Here is a 20,824-nt window from a genome sequence, read left to right as displayed (position 1 = left end):
CCCGGCCCGAAGGGTGCGGTCCCAGGGCACGCCCACTCGGCGTTGCAAGGCTTGTGCGGGCAGGCAGCCCGCACGGCGCCTTGCGCCTTGATTGGCCGCGCCCTGGGGCCGCACGTGGGCCTGTTCATTTCGGATACGCCCTCTTAGCGCGTGAGCTGCACGAACAGTTCGTTCGGCTTGACCATGCCCAGTTCGCCACGCGCCTTTTCTTCCACCATCTCCAGGCCGTCCTTGAGGTCGGCGACCTCGGCCGAGAGCCGGTCGTTGACGGCCTGGGCCTTGGCATTGGCGGCCTGCTGGTCGTACAGCCGCTCCTGCAGCTCGGCCACGTTGGAGATGCTGCCGCGGCCGAACCACAGCTGGGCGTGCACGACGGCCAGCAGCACCAGCAGCACGGCCGGAACGAAGCGCGAGCCCATGGGAACGGTCGACGGAGCAGGTGGGAGCTGAGGCTCAGCGCAGCACGTTGAACGCGCGGCGGCCCGGGTAGCGTGCGACGTCGCCGAGGTCTTCCTCGATGCGCAGCAACTGGTTGTACTTGGCCATGCGGTCCGAGCGCGACAGCGAGCCGGTCTTGATCTGGCCGGCGTTGGTGCCCACCGCGATGTCGGCGATGGTGGAGTCTTCGGTCTCGCCCGAACGGTGGCTGATGACCGAGGTGTAGCCCGAGGTCTTGGCCAGCTCGATGGCGGCGAAGGTCTCGGTCAGCGTACCGATCTGGTTGATCTTGATCAGAATGGAGTTGGCCACGCCACGCTCGATGCCCTGCTGCAGGATCTTGGTGTTGGTGACGAACAGGTCGTCGCCGACCAGCTGCACGCGCTTGCCCAGCACGTCGGTCTGGTGCTTCCAGCCATCCCAGTCGCCTTCGGCCATGCCGTCTTCGATGCTGATGATGGGGTACTTGTCGCACCAGCCCGAGAGCATGGCGGTCCACTCTTCGCTGGACAGCGACAGGCCTTCGCCTTCGAGCACGTACTTGCCGTCCTTGTAGAACTCGGAGGCGGCGCAGTCCAGGCCCAGGGCGATCTGCTCGCCGGGCTTGTAGCCGGCCTGCTCGATGGCCTGCAGGATCATCTGGATCGCGGCCTCGTGGCTGGCCACGCTGGGGGCGAAGCCGCCTTCGTCGCCGACGGCCGTGCTGATGCCCTGGTCGTGCAGGATCTTCTTGAGCGCGTGGAAGGTCTCGGTGCCGTAGCGCAGGGCTTCGCGGAAGCTCGGGGCGCCGACCGGGATGATCATGAACTCCTGCAGGTCCAGCGAGTTGTTGGCGTGGGCGCCGCCGTTGATGACGTTCATCATCGGCACCGGCAGCGAGATGCCGCCCATGCCGCCGAAGTAGCGGTACAGCGGCAGGCCCGATTCCTCGGCGGCGGCGCGGGCCACGGCCATGGAGACGGCCAGCATGGCATTGGCGCCCAGGCGCGACTTGTTCTCGGTGCCATCCAGGTCGATCAGGGTCTTGTCCAGGAAGGCCTGCTCGGAGGCGTCCAGGCCCAGCACGGCTTCGCTGATCTCGGTGTTGACATGCTCGACGGCCTTGAGCACGCCCTTGCCCAGGTAGCGGCTCTTGTCGCCGTCACGCAGCTCGATGGCTTCGCGCGAGCCGGTGGAGGCGCCCGAGGGAACGGCTGCACGGCCCATGGTGCCGGACTCCAGCAACACGTCGCATTCGACGGTGGGGTTGCCGCGGCTGTCCAGGATCTCGCGACCCACGATGTCTACGATGGCACTCATTGATGCTTCTTTCTAGGAGCTAAGGAATTGTGGGGCAGGCGGCTCAGACGCCCTCGACCACGACCATGCGCATGATGGCCGCGCCCTGGCGCGCTGCACGGGCCTTGCCGTACTCGGGCGAATCGTTGAAGGCCTTGGCCGCCTCGACGTTGGGGAACTTCAGCATCACCAGGCGCGCCGGGCTCCAGTCGCCTTCGAGCACCTCGACCTTGCCGCCACGCACGCAGACCTCGGCACCATGCGTCTGCATCGCCGCCGAGGACCACTTCTTGTAGTCCTCGTACTGCGCGGGGTTGGTGACGGTCACGTCGGCAAGGATGTAGGCGCTGGGCACGCGGTCGGGTCTCCGGTGGTGGCGATCAGGCCGTGGCGGCCGGTTCGGTCGGTTCCTGCGTCAGGGCCAGTTGCGCCTGCTGCTGGTCGAGCGCGGCCTTGACGAAGGCGTTGAACAGCGGGTGCCCGTTCCAGGGGGTGGACTTGAACTCGGGGTGGAACTGCACGCCCATGAACCAGGGGTGCTGGCTCTGCGGCAGCTCGACGATCTCGGTCAGCTGCTCGCGCTGCGTGAGTGCAGAGATCACGAGGCCGGCGGCGCGCAGCTTGTCCAGGTACTTGACGTTGGCTTCGTAGCGGTGGCGGTGGCGCTCGGTCACCACGTCGCCGTAGATCTGGTGTGCCAGCGTGCCCTTGGCCACGTCCGAGCTCTGCGCGCCGAGGCGCATGGTGCCGCCCAGGTCGGACTTCTCGTCGCGCGTCTTGATGCTGCCGTCGGCGTCCTTCCACTCGGTGATCAGCGCGATCACGGGGTGCGGCGCAGTCGGCTCGAACTCGGTGCTGTTGGCATGGGCCAGGCCCGCCACATGGCGCGCGAACTCGATGGTGGCGACCTGCATTCCGAGGCAGATGCCCAGGTAGGGCACGCGCTGCTCGCGCGCATAGCGCGCCGCGCAGATCTTGCCTTCGACACCGCGCTTGCCGAAGCCGCCCGGCACCAGGATCGCGTCGTACTGCGCCAGCTGCGCGACATTGCCCGGTGTGATGGTCTCGGAATCGAGGTAGCTGATCTTCACGCGCGCATGGTTGCGCATGCCGGCGTGGCGCAGCGCCTCGTTGAGCGACTTGTAGCTGTCCGACAGGTCAACGTACTTGCCGACCATGGCGATGTTGACCTCGTGCTGCGGGTGCTCGGTCTCATAGACCAGGTCGTCCCAGCGCTTGAGCTTGGCCGGCGGCGTGTTCAGGCGCAGCTTGTCGCAGATCAGCCCGTCCAGGCCCTGCTCGTGCAGCATGCGCGGCACTTTGTAGATGGTGTCCACGTCCCACATGGAGATCACGCCCCAGCGCGCCACGTTGGTGAAGAGGGAGATCTTCTCGGCTTCCTCGTCGGGGATGCGGCGGTCGGCGCGGCACAGCAGCGCGTCGGCCTGGATGCCGATCTCGCGCAGCTTCTGCACCGTGTGCTGGGTCGGCTTGGTCTTGAGCTCGCCGGCCGCGGCGATCCAGGGCAGGTAGGTCAGGTGCACGAAGGCGGCCTGGTTCGGGCCCATGCGCAGGCTCATCTGGCGCACGGCTTCCAGGAAAGGCAGCGATTCGATGTCGCCCACGGTGCCGCCGATCTCGACGATGGCGACGTCCACGGCATCCGGCGTGCCGACGCCGGCACCGCGCTTGATGTACTCCTGGATCTCGTTGGTCACGTGCGGGATCACCTGGACGGTCTTGCCCAGGTAGTCGCCGCGGCGTTCCTTCTCCAGCACGGACTGGTAGATCTTGCCCGTGGTGAAGTTGTTGGTGCGCCGCATGCGCGTTTCGATGAAGCGTTCGTAGTGGCCCAGGTCCAGGTCGGTCTCGGCGCCATCGTCGGTGACGAACACTTCGCCATGCTGGAACGGCGACATCGTGCCGGGATCGACGTTGATGTACGGATCGAGCTTGATGAGGGTGACCTTCAGGCCACGCGATTCCAGGATCGCAGCAAGGGAGGCTGAGGCGATTCCCTTGCCGAGGGAGGACACCACACCGCCGGTGACGAAGACGAATTTGGTCATGTCAGGGTCGGGAAAACGTTCCCGGGGAGGTGGTAAAGCGAGATTATAGGAGGGCGCCCGGCCCCATTGCGGTGCGTCCGCGGGTGGCCTTGCCTTGTCTGCTAAATTGCGCCCCCACGTTCAACGAGGGAACCCCATGGACAACTCTGCCCAGCCAGGGCCGGGCGCGGCCGGCGATCTGGCCGGCCGCCACATCGTGCTGGGCCTGACCGGCGGCATCGCCTGCTTCAAGTCGGCCGAGCTGTGCCGGCTGCTGGTCAAGCAGGGCGCGACGGTGCAGGTGGTCATGACCGAAGCGGCCGAGCGGTTCATCACGCCCGTGACCATGCAGGCGCTGTCGAACCGCCCTGTCTATGGCTCGCAGTGGGATGCGCGCGAGCCCAACAACATGCCGCACATCAACCTCTCGCGCGAGGCCGATGCGATCGTGCTGGCGCCGTGCAGTGCCGACTTCATCGCGCGGCTGGTGCAGGGCCGTTCGGACGAACTGTTGAGCCTGCTGTGTCTGGCGCGGCCGATGCAGCGCGTGCCGCTGCTGGTGGCGCCGGCCATGAACCGCGAGATGTGGCTGCATCCGGCGACCCAGCGCAACATGGCGCAACTGGCTGCCGATGGCGCGGTGCTGCTGGGCGTGGGCAACGGCCCGCAGGCCTGCGGCGAGACCGGCGACGGCCGCATGCTGGAAGCGGCCGAGATCGTCGAGGACCTCATCGCCCATCTGTCGCCCAAGCCGCTCGCGGGCCAGCATCTGCTGGTCACGGCAGGGCCCACCTTCGAGGCCATCGACCCGGTGCGCGGCATCACCAACCTGTCCAGCGGCAAGATGGGCTTCGCCATTGCGCGTGCGGCGCGCGAGGCCGGTGCGCGCGTGACGCTGGTGGCGGGCCCTGTGCACCTCACGACGCCGCGCGGCGTCACGCGTGTGGACGTGCGCTCGGCGCAGGACCTGCTGGTGGCGGTGGAGCAGCATGTGGACGCGGCCTCGGTGTTCGTCGCCACTGCCGCCGTGGCCGACTGGCGGCCAGCCGTTGCGGCCGAGCAGAAGATCAAGAAGGACGGCTCGGGCCAGGTGCCGACACTGCGCTTCGTGGAGAACACCGACGTGCTGGCGCGCGTTGCGCAGTCGCCGCGCGCCAGGAGCGGCCAGCTGTATTGCGTGGGCTTCGCCGCCGAGAGCGAGGCCCTGCTGCAGAACGCGCAGGCCAAGCGCGTGCGCAAGGGCGTGCCGCTGCTGGTGGGCAACATCGGTCCTGCCACCTTCGGCCAGGACCACAACGCCCTGCTGCTGGTCGACGAGGCCGGCGCGCGCGAACTGCCGCATGCGCCCAAGCTGGCGCTGGCGCGCCAACTGGTGGCCGAGATCGCCACGCGCCTGCGCTGATGCCCTCGCCCTACGACACGCCGCCCGATGGCGACTTCGCACGCTACATCGAGCAACTGACCCGGCCGCCACCGCCGGTCGGCGCGCCTGCGACCAAGCGCCCACCGCGCACGCCCTTGCCCAAGGCCGTCCCCGCGGCCGCCAAGGCCTTCGCGCCGCTGCGCCAGGTGGTGCAGGGCGCGCTGTTCCTGTACGTGGCCTGGCTCATGCTGTCCGCGGCCGTGCCGCTGTTGGCGCCCTGGGGCGCTCTGGTGGCGCTGGCCTACCTCGTCTTCGCCTTCCTGCGCCTGCGCAAGCTGCCGTGGCGCAACCTGCTCCAGTCAAAACCATGAACATCGACGTCAAGATCCTCGACCCCCGCATGGCCGAACAGCTGCCGGCCTATGCCACGCCGGGCAGTGCCGGCCTGGACCTGCGCGCCTGCCTGGAGGCGCCGCTGTTGCTGGCGCCCGGCGCCTGGGAATTGGTTCCCACCGGCATCGCCATCCACCTGGCAGACCCCGGCTATGCCGCCATGATCCTGCCGCGCTCGGGCCTGGGCCACAAGCACGGCATCGTGCTGGGCAACCTTGTTGGTCTGATCGACAGCGACTACCAGGGACAACTGATGGTCAGCGCCTGGAACCGCAGCAGCACGGCCTACACCGTGCAGCCCATGGAGCGCATTGCGCAACTCGTGGTGGTGCCCGTGGTGCAGGCGCAGTTCAACATCGTGCAGGACTTCGAAGCCTCCAGCCGCGGCGCGGGCGGCTACGGCTCCACCGGGACCGCCTGAAGCCTCTCAGTGCAGGGTGTCGTTGCCGGCCACCGGCACCTGCACCTTGAAGAAGCCCGTGCCGGCCGTGCCGCGGCCGATCTCGTCCTCGGTCGCTTCGCGCACGGCGTCGACCGTCAGCGACAGGCGCAGCGCGATGCCGGCCAGCGGGTGGTTGCCGTCCAGCACCACGTGCTCGGGATAGATCTCGGTCACGGTGTACATGCGGTTGCGCGGGATGCCGGCCGACAGGCCCTCGGGCAGGCTCGTGCCCTCGAAGCTCATGCCTTCTTCGAGCGCATCGGGGAACAGCGCGCGCGGCTCCAGGAAGATCAGCTCTTCGTTGAAGTCGCCGAAAGCGTCCTCGGGCTCCAGGTGCAGATGCAGCGTGTCGCCGGCCACATGGCCTTGCAAGGCCTCTTCGACCTTGGCCAGCAGATCGTCGCCACCGACCAGGAATTCCACGGGGTCGCTCAGCACGTCTAGGTCTTCGCCCAGCGTGTCCTTGAGGGTCCAGGTCAGCGCCACGACGCATTGGGGGATGATTTCCATGGAAGAATTGTCGCAGCTTCGCCCCGCCGACTTCCGTGCGGGGCGATGGCGTTTTTGCACAGGACCCGATGGACACCACCCAACCCTTGCCGCTGCTGGGCGGCCTCACGCCCGAACGCTTCATGCACAAGCATTGGCAGAAGAAGCCCCTGCTGGTGCGCGGCGCCATGCCCGGCTTCCAGGCCCCGCTCGACCGCAACGCGCTGTTCGCGCTGGCCGGGCAGGAAGGCGTGGAGTCGCGCCTCGTGCAGCAGGGCGCCAAGGGCTGGACGCTCAGGCACGGCCCGTTCGCGCGGCGCGCACTGCCGCCGCTGAGCCGGCGCCAATGGTCGCTGCTGGTGCAGGGCGTGGACCTGCACAGCGATGCCATCCATGCGCTGCTGCAGGCCTTCCGCTTCGTGCCCGACGCGCGGCTGGACGACCTCATGGTCAGCTACGCCACGGACGGCGGTGGCGTCGGCCCGCATTTCGACAGCTACGACGTGTTCCTGCTCCAGGCCCATGGCCAGCGCCGCTGGCGCATCGGCCGCCAGCGCGATTTCCAGCTGCAGCAGGGTGTGCCGCTCAAGATCCTGGCCGCGTTCGAGCCCGAGGAGGAGTACGTGCTGGAGCCGGGCGACATGCTCTACCTGCCGCCGCGCTACGCGCACGACGGCGTGGCCGTCGGCGAGTGCATGACCTATTCCATCGGCTTCCGGGCGCCCAGCCGCGGCGGCATCGCGCGCGAACTGCTGCAGCGCCTGGCCGACACGGCCGAGGAGGGCCTGGGCGCCACGCTGTACCGCGACCCCAGGCAGCCGGCCACTGCGCAGCCGGCCGCCGTGCCGGCCGATGTGCGCGCCTTCGCGGCCGATGCCCTGCGTGCGCTGCTCGACGATCCGGCCGCGCTGGACTGCGCGCTCGGCGAGATCTTGAGCGAGCCCAAGGCCCAGGTCTGGTTCGGCGAGGGAGTGGACCTGCCAGACGGCTGTGGCGTCGCACTGGACCGGCGCAGCCGCATGCTCTACGACGCCGGCCATGTCTTCCTGAACGGCGAGAGCTGGCGCGCCGCTGGCCGCGATGCGCGCCTGATGCAGCGCCTGGCGGACCTGCGCCGTCTTTCGCCGCGCGAAGTCGCCAGTGCCAGCGATGGCGCACGCGAACTGCTGGCGCAGTGGTGCGAGGACGGCTGGCTGCAGCCACAGCTCCATGGCTGACGCCGCGGCGCCGGCGCTGCCGCAGGGCCGCTTCGAGGGCCGCGCGCAGTTCCACCAATGGCTGTGCGCAGGCCTGCAGGCGGCCGCGCGCGACGGCTGGGCCGAACTGACCCTGGCCGATGCCGACTTTGCCGACTGGCCGCTCGGCGAGCGCGCCGTCATCGCCGAACTGCAGGCCTGGGCGCGGCCGGGCCGCCGCTTCGTGATGCTGGCGGCCGGCTACGAGGAGGTGCGGCGGCGCCATGCCCGCTTCGTGCAATGGCGCACGCAATGGGACCACCTGGTCAACTGCCGCGCTTGCAAAGGCGTGGACCGGCAGGACTTCCCGAGCGCGCTGTGGAGCCCGCACTGGAGCCTGCGCCGGCTCGACGCCGTGCATTGCGTTGGCTGGGCCGGCCCCGAGGCCGCGCGCCGCGTGCAGACGCAGGAGCTGTTGGCAGAGTCCCTGCGGCGCAGCACGCCGGCTTTTTCGGCCTCCGTGCTGGGTCTGTAACAAGGGTTTGCACGGGGTTTACAGAACCCGCTGCCTATAATCGCGGGCTGAGCTGAAGGCGACCTTGTGCTTTCAACTCGGTTTGCTGCAGGCCCTCATTCTTCTGGCGGGACTGCATCTCTTCAGGACTGTTTTCCAGAGAACACAAAGGATTCATGCAATGAACAAGAAACTCGTTCTGGCCGCTCTGATGGCCGCTGCTGCCCTGGCCGCCTGCGGCAAGAAGGAAGAGCCGGCGCCCGCGCCCGCTCCGGCCGTCGAAGCACCGGCACCCGCACCCGCACCCGCTGCCGCTCCGGCCGAAGCTGCCGCTTCCGCCGCTGCCGACGCAGCCAGCGCCGCCTCTGCGGCAGCCGACTCCGCCGCTTCGGCCGTGGGTTCTGCCACCGAAGCTGCCAAGGACGCCGCTGCCGCTGCCGTCGGCAACGCCACCGAAGCCGCCAAGGACGCTGCCGCTGCCGCTTCCGACGCCGCCAAGGCCGCTGCCGAAGCCGCCAAGGGCGCTGTCAAGCAATAAGCTGCCCCGCAGCCTGTACGAGAGAGCCACCGCAAGGTGGCTTTTTCGTTTCTAGACCTCGATCCAGTCCGTGCCCGTGACCGGATCGGCCACACCCAGGGCCAGGCTGCCGCAGCCTTCGGCGCCAGCCAGCGCGGCCAGTGCCAGCTCGGGCCGGTTGTTCTGCCGGCTGAGGTGGGCCGCCACGATCTGCTGCAGGCCCTGTGCGGCCAGCGCCGTGGCGATGCCGGCGGCCAGCGGATTGGCCAGGTGGCCATGCGTGCCACCCACGCGCCGCTTGAGGAAATAAGGGTAGGACGAGGCCGCCAGCAACTCCGGATCGTGGTTGCACTCCAGCAGCATGGCGCGGCAGCCGGCCAGCTGCGCCAGCACGTGCTCCGTGGCATGGCCCAGGTCGGTCAGCACGCCCAGGCAGTTCGCGCCGTCGGACAGGCGCAGCTGCAAGGGCTCGCGCGCATCGTGCGGCACCGTGAAGGGCCGGAACTGCAGCGCTCCAAGGCCGACCGCATCGCCATCGCGCGCGATGTGCAGCAATTCGCCCAGGTCTGGCGCGCCGATGGCCTGGTGGGTGCCATGGCTCATCCACAGCGGGATGCGGTGGCGCAACGCGATCTTGCAGGCGCTGCCGATGTGGTCGCTGTGCTCGTGCGTGACGAAGATCGCGTCGATGTCGGCCATGTCCAGGCCGGCGAGGCCGAGCCGCGTGGCCAGCGTGCGCGGGCCCAGGCCGCAGTCGATCAGCAGGCGGTTGGGCCGGCCGCCGTCACGGGCTTCCACCACGGTGGCGTTGCCCGTGCTGCCACTGCCCAGGTTCCTGAAGCGCAGCATCTGTGCGCCGGCTCCTCAGCGCAGGTCGTCGGCGATGACCTTGACGATGTTCTGTGCATCGGCCTGCTTGGCCGGGCCGCCGTCGGCGCCCAGCACGGCCACCGTGCTGGTCTCGCCCTGGCTGCGCACCGTGATGCGGTACTTGAGCGGCGCCTCGGTCTTGGAGCCGCCACCGAACAGCTTGCCGAAGAAGCCGGGCTCAGCCTTGTTCGGGTCCGGCGCCACGTAGCGCACGAAGTAGGTGCCCTGGCTGCGGTCGCGGTCTTCCACGGTGAAGCCGGTGCGGTCCAGGGCCAGACCGACACGGCGCCAGGCGCGGTCGAAACCATCGTCCATCTGCACCACGGGCTGGTTGTTGACGCTGGCCACGCGCGTGGTCGAACGCACCGTGGTTTCCGACACGGCAGCGGCCTTGACCTGCTCGTCGCGCGAGCCCAGCTTGACCAGCAGGCGGCGCAGGAACTCGGCCTCGAGCTCGGGGTCGACGGCGCGCGGCTGCCAGACGGTGCGGTCGCGCGCATTGGTGTCGGGATAGACCTCGATCATGCCGCGATGGCTGATGAAGATTTCAGAGCCCTTGGCCGTGCGCTCGATGCGCGTGCGGAAGCGGTCGCGCTCGCCGGTGGAGTAGACCGAGTCCAGCACCTTGCCCAGCGTGCTGCGGATGAAGTCCTGCGGCAGTTTGGCGCGGTTCTCGGCCCAGTCGGTTTCCATGATGCCCAGGTTGCGCTGGTCGACCGTCAGCAGGAAACCGTTCTCCTGCCAGAAGTCGCGTACCTGCTCCCAGAGCTTCTCGTCGGGGGCCCGGTCCAGCACCAGCCAGCGCGTGTTGCCGTCGCGCTCGATGCGCACGTCGCCGATCTGGCTGGCTGCAATGGGCACGCCGGCCTGCTGCTGCGGCTGCGTGGTCTGGTAGGCATTGGCGGAAACGGTGCTGCCGGGCACGACATAGCGGCTGTCGCGGCTCAGCTGCGTGAGATCCGGCGGCACCTCCAGCGTGGGCGCCTTGCCGGCGCTCTTGTAATCGATCTTGCTGCCTTCGAGCACCGAGCAGGCGCCAAGCGCCAGGGACAGCGCGAGCAGCGCCAGTCGAGCGGGAAATTTCACGGACGGGATTCCTGTAGAAAGACCGGGGCGTCGGCGGCTCAGAGCAGGCCGCTGGCGCGCAATGCCGCTTCGACGACGGCTTCGTTGTTCTGGGCGAGGGGCGTCATGGGCAGGCGCATGGTGCCGCCGCACAGGCCCATGCGGGCCATGGCCCACTTGAGCGGGATGGGGTTGGCCTCGACGAAGAGGTGCTTGTGCACGGGCAGCAGCTTGCGCTGGATTTCCATGGCGCCGCGCGCGTCGCCGGCGATGGCGGCCACGCAGAGTTCGTGCATGAGGCGCGGCGCGATGTTGGCCGTCACACTCACGTTGCCCTGGCCGCCGCACAGCATCAGCGCCACGGCGGTCGGGTCGTCGCCCGAGTAGACGGCGAAGCCCTTGGGCACGTCGCGGATCAGCCATTGGGCGCGTTCGATGTTGCCGGTGGCTTCCTTGATGCCGACGATGCCGGGCACCTGGGCCAGGCGCAGCACGGTGTCGTGCGCCATATCGGCCACGGTGCGGCCGGGCACGTTGTACAGCACGGTGGGCAGGTCGCCGACGGCTTCGGCGATGGCCTTGAAGTGCTGGTACTGGCCTTCCTGCGTCGGCTTGTTGTAGTAGGGCACGACCTGCAGCTGGCAGTCGGCGCCGACCTTCTTGGCGAAGCGGGCCAGCTCGATGGCTTCCGAGGTGGAATTGGCCCCGCAGCCGGCCATGATGGGCACGCGGCCCTTGGCCTGCTCGACCGAGACGCGGATGATCTCGCAGTGCTCTTCGACATTGACCGTCGGCGATTCGCCCGTCGTGCCGACCACGCCGATGCAGTCCGTGCCTTCGGCGATGTGCCAGTCGATCAGCTTGCGCAGCGTCGGGTAGTCCACGCTGCCGTCTTCCAGCATGGGAGTGACGAGGGCGACGATGCTGCCGGTGATGGGGGTCATGTCCGCGGTCTGAATCGGAAAAACGCGCATTCTACCCAGCCGGTCCGGCTGGGAAGGGGTCAGAGCCGGTGCCGCGCCGGGAGTTCCGCCGGCTGCTCGCGCACCGCTGCGATGCGCTGCACGAAGCGCGGATGGTCGTGCAGGAAGCCGTCTTCGTAGGCCACGACGCGCAGGCCGGTGGTGGCCTGCAGCAGCTCACCCGGGCGCAGCAGGAACTCGGGCCGTGCTGGCCGGCCCACCGTCTCGTTGCCCGATGCGAAGGTCTCGTAGACCAGCACGCCGCCGGGGCCGACTGCGGCCACCACCTCGGTCAGGCGCGGGCGCCAGAGGTAGTTGGTGACGACCACGGCGTCGAACTGGAGGCCCGCCAGCGGCCAGGGGCCGTCTTCAAGTTCGGCCTTCAGCACTTCGGCCCCGGCAGCGGCCAGCGGCGCCAGGCTGGCCAGGGCCTCGGGCGAGCGGTCCACCGCCGTGACGGCGAACCCTTGCGCGTGCAGCCAGTAGGCATGGCGGCCCTGGCCGCAGGCCAGGTCCAGAACCCGGCCGCCGGGCCGGATGAGGTGCGCCCAGCGTTGCACCCAGGCCGACGGCGGGTGGAGCGGGGCGGGCGGCGTGACGGCGCTCAAAAGCAGGCCCAGACTTGGTTGGCGAGCCCCACCATGAACTCGGGCTGCAGGTACATCGCGAACACGCAGGCCAGGGCGGCCAGCGCGATCAACCAGGCCGCGGTCCGGGCAAGGAGATGCGCCATGCTCATGTCGCCTTCAGCGCCGCGCCGCGTTGGATCGCCGCTTCCTTGACCGGCAGGTTCACGAGCCCGGCGAACACGCCCAGCGCGATCGTGATCATCCACACCACGTCGTAGCTGCCCGTGCGGTCGTACAGGTAGCCGCCCAGCCAGACGCCCAGGAAGGAGCCGATCTGGTGCGAGAAGAACACGAAGCCGCCCAGCATGGACAAATGCTGGATGCCGAAGATCGAGGCCACGGCGGCCGTGGTCGGCGGCACCGTGGACAGCCACAGCACGCCCATGGTGGCGGCGAACAGGTAGACGCTCGTGGGCGAGAGCGGCGCCAGGATGAACACCGTGATGACCACGGCGCGCGCGAAGTAGATGAAGGACAGGATGTTCTTCTTGGGCATGCGTTGGCCCAGGGTGCCGGCGATATAGGTTCCGAACACGTTGAACAGGCCCACCAGCGCCAGCGCGTAGCTGGCCACCTGCGGCGACAGGCCGTGGTCCTTGAGGTAGCTGGGCAGGTGCACGCCGATGAAGACGACCTGGAAGCCGCAGACGAAGTAGCCGGCCATGAGCAGCTGGAAGCTCGGGTACTTGAAGGCCTCGGTGAGCGCCTGGCCGATGGTCTGCTCGCGCTTGACCGGCGCCGTGCCCGCGAAACCCGGCTCGCGCAGCGCGAAGGCCAATGGCACGATCAGCAGCGCGGCCGCACCCAGGATCACCAGCGCCTCCTGCCAGCCGAAGCGCGCGATCAAAAAGCCTTCGACCGGCACCATCAGGAACTGCCCGAACGAGCCAGCCGCGGCCGCGATGCCCATGGCCCAGGAACGCCGCTCGGCCGAGACGTTGCGCCCGATCACGCCGAAGATCACGGCGTAGGTGGTGCCGGCCTGGGCCATGCCCAGCAGCACGCCGGTGGACAGCGAGAACGTCAAGGGCGTCGTGGCGTGCGCCATGCCGACCAGGCCCAGCGCGTAGAGCAGTGCGCAGACCAGCAGCACGCGGAAGGCACCGAAGCGGTCGGCCGCCATGCCGGCGAAGATGCCGGCGATGCCCCAGGAGATGTTCTGCACCGCGATGGCCAGCGCGAAGGCCTCGCGCGTCCAGCCGTTGGCCTGCGTGATGGGTTGCAGCCACAGGCCGAAACCGTGGCGGATGCCCATGGACAGCGTCACGATCAGGCCGCCGCAGATCAGGATGCGGGCCAGCGGGAGGCTGGTCTTCGTTGTACTTGTCATGGGCGCGCACTGTAGTGTTTTTGCGTGACCCTTGCCGTCGCCCAGGTGCTCTTCTCTGTATTTGCATCCAGTGATGTCGTTGGACGACCCTACAATCCCGCGCCATGGCAACCCAACCCTCCGCTAAGGCACAGCCGCAGTACGGCGAAGCCTCCATCCGAGTTCTCAAAGGCCTGGAGCCCGTCAAGCAGCGGCCCGGCATGTACACGCGCACCGACAACCCGCTGCACGTGGTCCAGGAAGTGCTGGACAACGCGGCCGACGAGGCCCTGGCCGGCCACGGCAAGCGCATCCGCGTGACGCTGTTCGCCGACGGCTCCGTCGGCATCGACGACGACGGCCGAGGCATCCCCTTCGGCATGCACCCCGAAGAGAACGCACCCGTGATCGAACTCGTCTTCACGCGCCTGCACGCGGGCGGCAAGTTCGACAAGGGCAAGGGCGGCGCCTACAGCTTCTCCGGTGGCCTGCACGGTGTCGGCGTGTCCGTCACCAACGCACTGGCCAAACGCCTGGAAGTCACGAGCCACCGCGAGGGCCAGGTGGCCCGCCTGGTGTTCGCCGACGGCGACGTGACAGAGGCGCTGGTCGTGCGCAAGGCCGGCGAGGGCGACCGCCGCACCGGCACCTCGGTGCGCGTGTGGCCCGACGCCAAGTACTTCGACAGCGAAGCCCTGCCGATGAACGAGCTGGCCCACCTGCTGCGCAGCAAGGCCGTGCTGATGCCCGGCGTCACGGTCTCGCTGACGGTCGAGAAAACCCGAGACAGCCAGACCTGGCAGTACAAGGGCGGCCTGACCGACTACCTCTCGCAGACGCTCAACGCCGACCCGGTGATCCCGCTGTTCGAGGGCGAGGGCTATGCCGACAGCAACGAGACCTTCGCCGAAGGCGAGGGCGCGCAGTGGTCGGTGGCCTTCACCGAAGAAGGCCAGGTGGTGCGCGAGAGCTACGTCAACCTGATCCCCACCAGCGCTGGCGGCACGCACGAGGCCGGCCTGCGCGAAGGCCTGTTCACGGCCGTCAAGAGCTTCATCGAGCTGCATTCGCTGCTGCCCAAGGGCGTCAAGCTGCTGCCCGAGGACGTGTTCGCGCGCGCCAGCTACGTGCTGTCGGCCAAGGTGCTGGATCCGCAGTTCCAGGGCCAGATCAAGGAGCGGCTGAACTCGCGCGACGCCGTGCGCCTGGTGGCCAGCTTCGTGCGCCCAGCGCTCGAACTCTGGTTGAACCAGCATGTGGACTACGGCAAGAAATTGGCCGAGCTGGCCATCCGCGCCGCGCAGACGCGCCAGCGCGCCGGCCAGAAGGTCGAGAAGCGCAAGGGCTCGGGCGTGGCCGTGCTGCCCGGCAAGCTGACCGACTGCGAAAGCCGCGACACCTCGCACAACGAGGTCTTCCTGGTCGAGGGCGACTCGGCCGGCGGCAGCGCCAAGATGGGCCGCGACAAGGAATGCCAGGCCGTGCTGCCGCTGCGCGGCAAGGTGCTCAACACCTGGGAAGTGGAGCGCGACCGGCTGTTCGCCAACACCGAGATCCACGACATCTCGGTCGCGGTCGGTGTCGATCCGCACGGCCCGAACGACAGCCCAGACATGTCGGGGCTGCGCTACGGCAAGATCTGCATCCTGGCCGATGCCGACGTGGACGGCTCGCACATCCAGGTGCTGCTGCTGACGCTGTTCTTCCGTCACTTCCCCAAGCTCATCGAGGCCGGCCACGTGTTCGTCGCACGCCCGCCGCTGTTCCGCGTGGACGCACCGGCGCGCGGCAAGAAGCCCGCGTCCAAGACCTACGCGCTGGACGCTGGCGAACTGACCGCCATCCTCGATAAACTGCGCAAGGAGGGCGTTCGCGAGGGCAGCTGGACCATCAGCCGGTTCAAGGGCCTGGGCGAGATGAGTGCGGAGCAGCTGTGGGACACCACGCTCAACCCCGACACGCGGCGCCTGCTGCCGGTGCAGCTCGGGGCCGTGGACTTCACGGGCACCGAACAGCTGATCACCAAGCTCATGGGCAAGGGCGAAGCCGCATCCCGTCGCGAACTGATGGAATTGCATGGCGACGCAGTCGAGGTGGACATCTGATGGCACGCGCACGACGGAACTGGAAGGCACTGCTGGCGACCCTGACCGTGGCGGCGACGCTGTGGCCGGCCCTGTCGCACGCGGATGTCTGGGGTTTCATCGATGCGCGTGGCGTGGCCCATTTCGCGAGCAACCAGGTCGACGAGCGCTACGCGCTGTTCTACAAGGGTGACGACAGTTTCGACACCAAGAGCGGCATCGGTGCCTTCAACCCGCCAGCGGAGGAGCGCCCCGCGCTCCCGCTCAAGCTGCAGAACTTCTTCGAGGTCTCGCCGACCTACAAGCAGGTCCTGCCGCACCTGCGCGCTGCCGCGGCCAAGCATGGCATCGAGATCGAACTGCTGCAGGCGCTCATCGTGGCCGAGTCGGGCTTCGACCGCGGCGCCGTCTCGCCCAAGGGCGCGGTGGGTCTGATGCAGATCATGCCGGCCACGGCCGAGCGCTACGGCCTGGTGGGCGATGCCAAGGCGCCGATCGAGACCAAGCTCACCGACCCCAAGACCAACATCGGCATCGGCACGCGCTACCTGCGCTTCCTGCTCGACCTGTTTCCGGGCCAGCTCGACCTGGCGCTGGCCTCCTACAACGCCGGCGAAGGCGCCGTGCAGAAGGCCGGCAACCGGATCCCGAACTACAAGGAAACGCAGGACTACGTGCGCACCGTCACGCGGCTGTACCAAGGGCTCAAGCCGCCGCCGGAAAGCCGCCGGCTGCAGGTGCCGCAACACCGCGTGCGCATGGAACTGCGCGGCCGCGCCCCCGTGGGCGACGCCGCCACGCAGCTCGCGCAACAGCCCTGATGTCCTGAGCCGGCCCGCGCCGGCGACTTCGTCGGCAGCCGGTCTGCCGCACGCCTTTCTCTTCGCAACATGACTGATTCTTCGATCCTGGACGATTCCAACCTGCCCCCGCAGGGCCCCGGTGCGGACGGCCCCGCCGACGGCGAGGGCGACGACGCGCTCGACCTGGGCCGCTACGCCCAGCGCGCCTACCTCGAATACGCGATGAGCGTGGTCAAGGGCCGCGCGCTGCCCGACGTCTGCGACGGCCAGAAGCCGGTGCAGCGCCGCATCTTGTATTCCATGTCGCGCATGGGCCTGGGTTTCAGCGGTGCCAACGGCACGGTCGGCGCCAAGCCCGTCAAGAGCGCACGCGTGGTCGGCGACGTGCTGGGCCGCTTCCACCCGCACGGCGACCAGGCCGCCTACGACGCACTGGTGCGCATGGCGCAGGACTTCAGCCAGCGCTATCCGCTCATCGACGGCCAGGGCAACTTCGGCAGCCGCGACGGCGACGGCGCGGCGGCCATGCGCTACACCGAGGCGCGGCTGGCCCGTATCACGCGGCTTCTGCTCGACGAGATCGACGAAGGCACGGTCGACTTCGTGCCCAACTACGACGGCTCGACCGAGGAGCCGCGCCAGCTGCCGGCGCGCTTGCCGTTCACGCTGCTCAATGGCGCGAGCGGCATCGCGGTCGGCCTGGCCACCGAGATCCCGAGCCACAACCTGCGCGAGGTGGCCGACGCCTGCGTGGCGCTGATCAAGACGCCCAAGCTCAGCGACGAGGAGCTGCTGCAGATCCTGCCCGGCCCCGACTACGCGGGCGGTGGCCAGATCATCAGCGCAGCCAGCGACATCGCGGACGCCTACCGCACGGGCCGCGGCTCGCTCAAGGTGCGCGCGCGCTGGAAGATCGAGGAGCTCGCGCGCGGCCAGTGGCAACTGGTGGTGACCGAACTGCCGCCCGGCGTCAGCAACCAGCGCGTGCTGGAAGAGATCGAGGCGCTGACCAACCCGCAGGTCAAGGCCGGCAAGAAGACGCTGAGCCAGGAGCAGCAGCAGCTCAAGGCCAGCATGCTGGCCGTGCTGGACGTGGTGCGCGACGAGTCCAGCAAGGACGCCGCCGTGCGCCTGGTGTTCGAGCCCAAGACCAGCCGCATCGCCCAGCCCGAACTCATCGGTGCGCTGCTGGCCCACACGAGCCTGGAAACCAGCGCCCCGATCAACCTGACCGGCGTGGGCCTGGACGGCCGGCCGGTGCAGAAGTCGCTGCGCCAGCTGCTGGAGGAGTGGATCGCGTTCCGCCAGACCACGGTGCAGCGCCGCTCCCAGTTCCGGCTCGACAAGGTGCTGGACCGCATCCACATCCTCGAAGGCCGGCAGCTGGTGCTGCTCAACATCGACGAGGTCATCGCCATCATCCGCCAGTCGGACGATCCGAAGGCCGCGCTGATCGCGCGCTTCAACCTGAGCGACCGCCAGGCCGAGGACATCCTCGAGATCCGGCTGCGCCAGCTGGCGCGGCTGGAAGCCATCAAGATCGAGCAGGAGCTCAAGGAACTGCGCGAGGAGCAGGGCCGGCTGGAGGACATCCTGGCCAACCCGGCCTCGCTGCGCCGCCTCATGGTCAAGGAGATCGAGGCCGACGCCAAGACCTTCGCCGATGCGCGCCGCACGCTGATCCAGGCCGAGAAGCGTGCCGTGGCCGAGGTGCGTGTGGTCGACGAGCCCGTCACCGTGGTCGTCTCGCAAAAGGGCTGGGTGCGTGCGCAAAAGGGCTGGGCCAAGGACCGCGCCACCCCTGCCGAATACAGCTTCAAGTCCGGCGACACCTTGTACGGCGCGTTCGAGTGCCGCAGCGTGGACCACCTGCTGGTGTTTGGCAGCAACGGCCGCATCTACACCGTGGCGGTGTCGGCGCTGCCGGGCGCGCGCGGCGACGGCACGCCGTGCAGCTCGCTGATCGAACTCGAAAGCGGCACGCAGCTCGCGCACTTCTTCGCCGGCCCGGCCAGCGCCCAGCTGCTGCTGTCGAGTTCGGGCGGCTACGGCTTCCTGGCGAGCGTGGAGAGCATGCTGTCGCGCCAGCGCGGCGGCAAGAGCTTCGTCAGCGTGGGCGAGGGCGAGACGCTGTGCCGGCCATCGCACGCCGCGGGCGTGGCCCAGGGCCTCACGCTCGCACCGGCCACGCACGTGGCCTGCGCATCGACCGGCGGCCGCATCCTGACCTTCGAGATCGCCGAACTCAAGGCCATGGAGAAGGGCGGCCGCGGCCTCATGCTGATGGACCTGGAGCCCAAGGACGCATTGGCCGGCGCCGTCGCCTACACGCGCAGCATCCGCATCGAAGGCATCGGCCGCGGCGGCAAGGCGCGCGAGGAGCAGCTGGAGATCCGCTCGCTCAACAACGCGCGTGCATTGCGCGGGCGCAAGGGCAAGAGCACGGACCTGGGCTTCAAGCCGACCACGGTCCTGCGCGTCGAGTAAGCCCTCGCGGGGTCAGGCCCCGATTACCCCGCCGTCCACACGGCGGATCACGACGGTGGCCGAGCGCGGCCGGTTGCCGCCCTTGTCGGGCCAGTTGGAAAAGCGCGTGGGCGTGGCCGGGTCGCTGCGCTCGCTCGGGCTTTCGCCCGGGTGCTGGATGTTGATGAACATGGTGCGGCCGTCCGGCGTGCCGGTGGCGCCCGTGATCTCGCAGCCGGCGGGACCGGTCAGGAAGCGGCGGATCTCGCCCGTGGCCGGGTCGGCCGCCAGCATCATGTTGTGCGCCAGGCCCGCGAGCTCGCCCTTGCCCATGGCCGAGGTCGACATGTCGGTCTGGATCCACAGCACGCCGCGCGCGTCCACCCACAGCCCGTCGGGGCAGGCGAAGGCGTCGCCCTTCACATTGCCCTTGGCCTCGGCGCGCTCGTTGAACGGGTCGCCGGCCAGCACGAAGTGGTTCCACTGGAACGCCAGGCCGTCGTGGTCGCCGTCTTCCTTCCAGCGGATGATGTGGCCCATGCCGTTGTTGGCGCGCGGGTTGGCTGCGTCCACGCCCAGCTGGTCCTTGCCACCCCGGTTGCTGTTGTTGGTCAGCGTGCAGTACACCCAGCCCTGCTTGTCCACCGCGATCCATTCGGGCCGGTCCATCCTGGTCGCGCCCAGGCGGTCGCTGGCCTGGCGGCTCTTGATGAGCACCTCGCCCTGGTCGGCGAAGCCGTTGGCCGCGGTCAGTGCGCCTTCGCCATGGGTCAGCGCGATCCAGCGGCCACGGCCGTCGGCATCGAAGCGCGCCACATACAGCGTGCCGCTGTCCAGCAGCGCGGCGTTGGCGGCCGCGCCGCCGGCCTGGATGCGGCCGGCACTCACGAACTTGTAGATGTACTCGAAGCGCGCATCCTCGCCCATGTAGACCACGGCGCGGCCGTCGCGCGTGACGGCCACGGTCGCGCCCTCGTGCGCGGCGCGGCCCAGGGCCGTGCGCTTGACGGGGGTGCTGCTCGGATTGTTCGGGTCGATCTCGACCACCCAGCCGTGGCGGTTCAGCTCGTTGGGGTGCTTGGCGGCGTCGAAGCGCTCGTCGTGCTCGTGCCAGCGGTAGCCGGCGGGGTCGCCCTTGCGCAGGCCCCAGCGCGCCTGGTGCGCGTCGGGCTGGTCCGGGCCCTTGAAGTAGTTGACGAAGTTCTCCTCGCAGGTCAGGTAGGTGCCCCAGGGCGTGATGCCGCTGCCGCAGTTGTTGAAGGTGCCCAGCACGCGCCGGCCGCTCGGGTCGGCCGCGGTCTTCATCAAGGCATGGCCCGCGGCCGGGCCGGACACGGCCATCGGTGTGCGCGCCGTGATGCGGCGGGCCCAGGGCGAGGGCTTCACCACATCCCAGCGGCCTTCCTTGAACGCGATCTCGCAGACGCTGACACCGTGCGCGGCCTGGGCCTTGCGCACCTTCTCGGCCGTCCAGCCGGCCATGCCGCCCGCGTGCAGCAGGCCGTCGTCGGTGTACTCGTGGTTCATGACCAGGAGGCCCGACGTGGCGCTTTGCGCGTAGAAGTGGATGCCGTCGTGGTGCATGCCGAACTGCGCCTCCTGCTCGGTCGCGCTGTTGGTGGCGTCGGCCTTGTAGGCCGGCATCTCACCCGACAGGCCGACCGGGTCGCCCCAGGGCGCGATCACCTGGGCCGTGTAGCCCTCGGGCACGGTGATGGTGTCGGCGTTGGAGATCGGCACGCTCTTGAAGCCGAGCGCCGTGCCCGTGGCACCGCCGCCGGTCGTCGCGCAGCCCGCAAGGCCCAGGCCGGCCAGGGGCGCGAGGAAGGCCGAGGCCGCCGCGCCGCGCAGCAAGGTGCGGCGCGAGGGCTGGCTGATGTCGTGGATGCTGGGGTTGGGACAGCGGTTGCTGTCCTCCATCGTGGAGAAGTCCTTGGGCATGGTGTTCTGGGGTGTCGTGGGCAACCCCGGAACACTGC

At 69.0% G+C, this 20,824-nt stretch carries 21 protein-coding genes; 9 read left to right on the top strand and 12 right to left on the bottom strand.

Going from position 1 to position 20,824, the window contains the following annotated elements:
• Positions 1 to 143: 143 nt before the first annotated feature.
• From ACSQ4M_RS30365 to ACSQ4M_RS30350, 4 genes are read right to left on the bottom strand one after another with little or no spacing between them, the layout of a single operon-like run.
• Complete coding sequence (locus tag ACSQ4M_RS30365; protein WP_436193091.1) at positions 144 to 419, bottom strand: septum formation initiator family protein; 276 nt, start codon at positions 417 to 419, stop codon at positions 144 to 146.
• A 34-nt stretch (positions 420 to 453) separates the two neighbouring features.
• Entirely contained in the window at positions 454 to 1,737 is a 1,284-nt protein-coding gene (gene eno, locus ACSQ4M_RS30360; RefSeq protein WP_056656184.1) for a phosphopyruvate hydratase, read from the bottom strand.
• A 43-nt stretch (positions 1,738 to 1,780) separates the two neighbouring features.
• Positions 1,781 to 2,071: a DUF1330 domain-containing protein gene (locus ACSQ4M_RS30355; RefSeq protein ID WP_436193090.1), complete on the bottom strand. Its 291-nt coding sequence runs from the start codon at positions 2,069 to 2,071 to the stop codon at positions 1,781 to 1,783.
• A 25-nt stretch (positions 2,072 to 2,096) separates the two neighbouring features.
• A complete protein-coding gene (locus tag ACSQ4M_RS30350; protein WP_436193089.1) occupies positions 2,097 to 3,785 on the bottom strand; it encodes a CTP synthase in 1,689 nt (562 codons plus the stop codon).
• Positions 3,786 to 3,921: 136 nt separating this feature from the next.
• On the opposite strand from ACSQ4M_RS30350, the gene coaBC reads away from it, so the two are divergent.
• The 3 genes from coaBC to dut are packed head-to-tail and all read left to right on the top strand — an operon-like array spanning position 3,922 to position 5,941.
• Entirely contained in the window at positions 3,922 to 5,166 is a 1,245-nt protein-coding gene (gene coaBC, locus ACSQ4M_RS30345; protein ID WP_436193088.1) for a bifunctional phosphopantothenoylcysteine decarboxylase/phosphopantothenate--cysteine ligase CoaBC, read from the top strand.
• Positions 5,166 to 5,498: a hypothetical protein gene (locus ACSQ4M_RS30340; RefSeq protein WP_436193087.1), complete on the top strand. Its 333-nt coding sequence runs from the start codon at positions 5,166 to 5,168 to the stop codon at positions 5,496 to 5,498. Before coaBC ends, ACSQ4M_RS30340 begins: the two co-directional genes overlap by 1 nt.
• On the top strand, positions 5,495 to 5,941 hold the full coding sequence (gene dut, locus ACSQ4M_RS30335; protein WP_436193086.1) for a dUTP diphosphatase: 447 nt from the start codon (positions 5,495 to 5,497) through the stop codon (positions 5,939 to 5,941). The genes ACSQ4M_RS30340 and dut overlap by 4 nt, the downstream gene beginning before the upstream one ends.
• Positions 5,942 to 5,947: 6 nt before the next feature.
• Here the strand turns inward: dut and ACSQ4M_RS30330 are convergent, their stop codons facing one another.
• Complete coding sequence (locus ACSQ4M_RS30330; RefSeq protein WP_436193085.1) at positions 5,948 to 6,472, bottom strand: FKBP-type peptidyl-prolyl cis-trans isomerase; 525 nt, start codon at positions 6,470 to 6,472, stop codon at positions 5,948 to 5,950.
• A 68-nt stretch (positions 6,473 to 6,540) separates the two neighbouring features.
• Here ACSQ4M_RS30330 and ACSQ4M_RS30325 point away from each other — a divergent pair, with 68 nt between their 5' ends.
• From ACSQ4M_RS30325 to ACSQ4M_RS30315, 3 genes are all read left to right on the top strand, one after another.
• On the top strand, positions 6,541 to 7,668 hold the full coding sequence (locus ACSQ4M_RS30325) for a JmjC domain-containing protein (protein WP_436193084.1): 1,128 nt from the start codon (positions 6,541 to 6,543) through the stop codon (positions 7,666 to 7,668).
• Positions 7,661 to 8,161 carry a hypothetical protein gene (locus tag ACSQ4M_RS30320; protein ID WP_436193083.1) on the top strand — a complete coding sequence of 167 codons (501 nt, stop codon included), beginning with the start codon at positions 7,661 to 7,663 and terminating at the stop codon, positions 8,159 to 8,161. The genes ACSQ4M_RS30325 and ACSQ4M_RS30320 overlap by 8 nt, the downstream gene beginning before the upstream one ends.
• A gap of 160 nt (positions 8,162 to 8,321) precedes the next feature.
• Positions 8,322 to 8,678 (top strand): hypothetical protein, encoded by a 357-nt coding sequence (locus ACSQ4M_RS30315; RefSeq protein ID WP_436193082.1) that lies wholly within the window; start codon positions 8,322 to 8,324, stop codon positions 8,676 to 8,678.
• Positions 8,679 to 8,729: 51 nt separating this feature from the next.
• On the opposite strand, the gene ACSQ4M_RS30310 is transcribed toward ACSQ4M_RS30315, so the two are convergent.
• From ACSQ4M_RS30310 to ACSQ4M_RS30285, 6 genes are read right to left on the bottom strand one after another with little or no spacing between them, the layout of a single operon-like run.
• Positions 8,730 to 9,506 (bottom strand): MBL fold metallo-hydrolase, encoded by a 777-nt coding sequence (locus tag ACSQ4M_RS30310; protein WP_436193081.1) that lies wholly within the window; start codon positions 9,504 to 9,506, stop codon positions 8,730 to 8,732.
• Positions 9,507 to 9,521: 15 nt separating this feature from the next.
• Complete coding sequence (bamC, locus tag ACSQ4M_RS30305) at positions 9,522 to 10,613, bottom strand: outer membrane protein assembly factor BamC (RefSeq protein WP_436193080.1); 1,092 nt, start codon at positions 10,611 to 10,613, stop codon at positions 9,522 to 9,524.
• Positions 10,614 to 10,651: 38 nt separating this feature from the next.
• Positions 10,652 to 11,536 carry a 4-hydroxy-tetrahydrodipicolinate synthase gene (dapA, locus tag ACSQ4M_RS30300; RefSeq protein ID WP_436193079.1) on the bottom strand — a complete coding sequence of 295 codons (885 nt, stop codon included), beginning with the start codon at positions 11,534 to 11,536 and terminating at the stop codon, positions 10,652 to 10,654.
• A gap of 59 nt (positions 11,537 to 11,595) precedes the next feature.
• Positions 11,596 to 12,162 (bottom strand): class I SAM-dependent methyltransferase, encoded by a 567-nt coding sequence (locus ACSQ4M_RS30295; RefSeq protein ID WP_436193078.1) that lies wholly within the window; start codon positions 12,160 to 12,162, stop codon positions 11,596 to 11,598.
• Positions 12,159 to 12,287 carry a hypothetical protein gene (locus ACSQ4M_RS30290; protein WP_436193077.1) on the bottom strand — a complete coding sequence of 43 codons (129 nt, stop codon included), beginning with the start codon at positions 12,285 to 12,287 and terminating at the stop codon, positions 12,159 to 12,161. The genes ACSQ4M_RS30295 and ACSQ4M_RS30290 overlap by 4 nt, the downstream gene beginning before the upstream one ends.
• 2 nt (positions 12,288 to 12,289) lie before the next feature.
• On the bottom strand, positions 12,290 to 13,513 hold the full coding sequence (locus ACSQ4M_RS30285) for an MFS transporter (RefSeq protein ID WP_436193076.1): 1,224 nt from the start codon (positions 13,511 to 13,513) through the stop codon (positions 12,290 to 12,292).
• Between the two features lie 104 nt (positions 13,514 to 13,617).
• Here ACSQ4M_RS30285 and ACSQ4M_RS30280 point away from each other — a divergent pair, with 104 nt between their 5' ends.
• The 3 genes from ACSQ4M_RS30280 (at position 13,618) to parC (ending at position 18,866) form a co-directional block, all read left to right on the top strand.
• A complete protein-coding gene (locus ACSQ4M_RS30280; RefSeq protein WP_436193075.1) occupies positions 13,618 to 15,597 on the top strand; it encodes a DNA topoisomerase IV subunit B in 1,980 nt (659 codons plus the stop codon).
• Positions 15,597 to 16,397: a lytic transglycosylase domain-containing protein gene (locus ACSQ4M_RS30275; protein ID WP_436193074.1), complete on the top strand. Its 801-nt coding sequence runs from the start codon at positions 15,597 to 15,599 to the stop codon at positions 16,395 to 16,397. The genes ACSQ4M_RS30280 and ACSQ4M_RS30275 overlap by 1 nt, the downstream gene beginning before the upstream one ends.
• Positions 16,398 to 16,466: 69 nt before the next feature.
• Complete coding sequence (gene parC, locus ACSQ4M_RS30270) at positions 16,467 to 18,866, top strand: DNA topoisomerase IV subunit A (RefSeq protein WP_436193073.1); 2,400 nt, start codon at positions 16,467 to 16,469, stop codon at positions 18,864 to 18,866.
• Positions 18,867 to 18,878: 12 nt separating this feature from the next.
• Here parC and ACSQ4M_RS30265 read toward each other — a convergent pair whose 3' ends face one another.
• On the bottom strand, positions 18,879 to 20,786 hold the full coding sequence (locus ACSQ4M_RS30265) for a PhoX family protein (RefSeq protein ID WP_436193072.1): 1,908 nt from the start codon (positions 20,784 to 20,786) through the stop codon (positions 18,879 to 18,881).
• Positions 20,787 to 20,824: the final 38 nt, after the last annotated feature.

The sequence above is a fragment of the Pseudorhodoferax sp. LjRoot39 genome (assembly GCF_964253035.1).
In the GTDB taxonomy this organism is placed as follows: domain Bacteria; phylum Pseudomonadota; class Gammaproteobacteria; order Burkholderiales; family Burkholderiaceae_C; genus Pseudorhodoferax.
The sequence above is the reverse complement of the archived record's forward strand: the minus strand, read 5'-3'. Positions and strand labels throughout refer to the sequence as shown.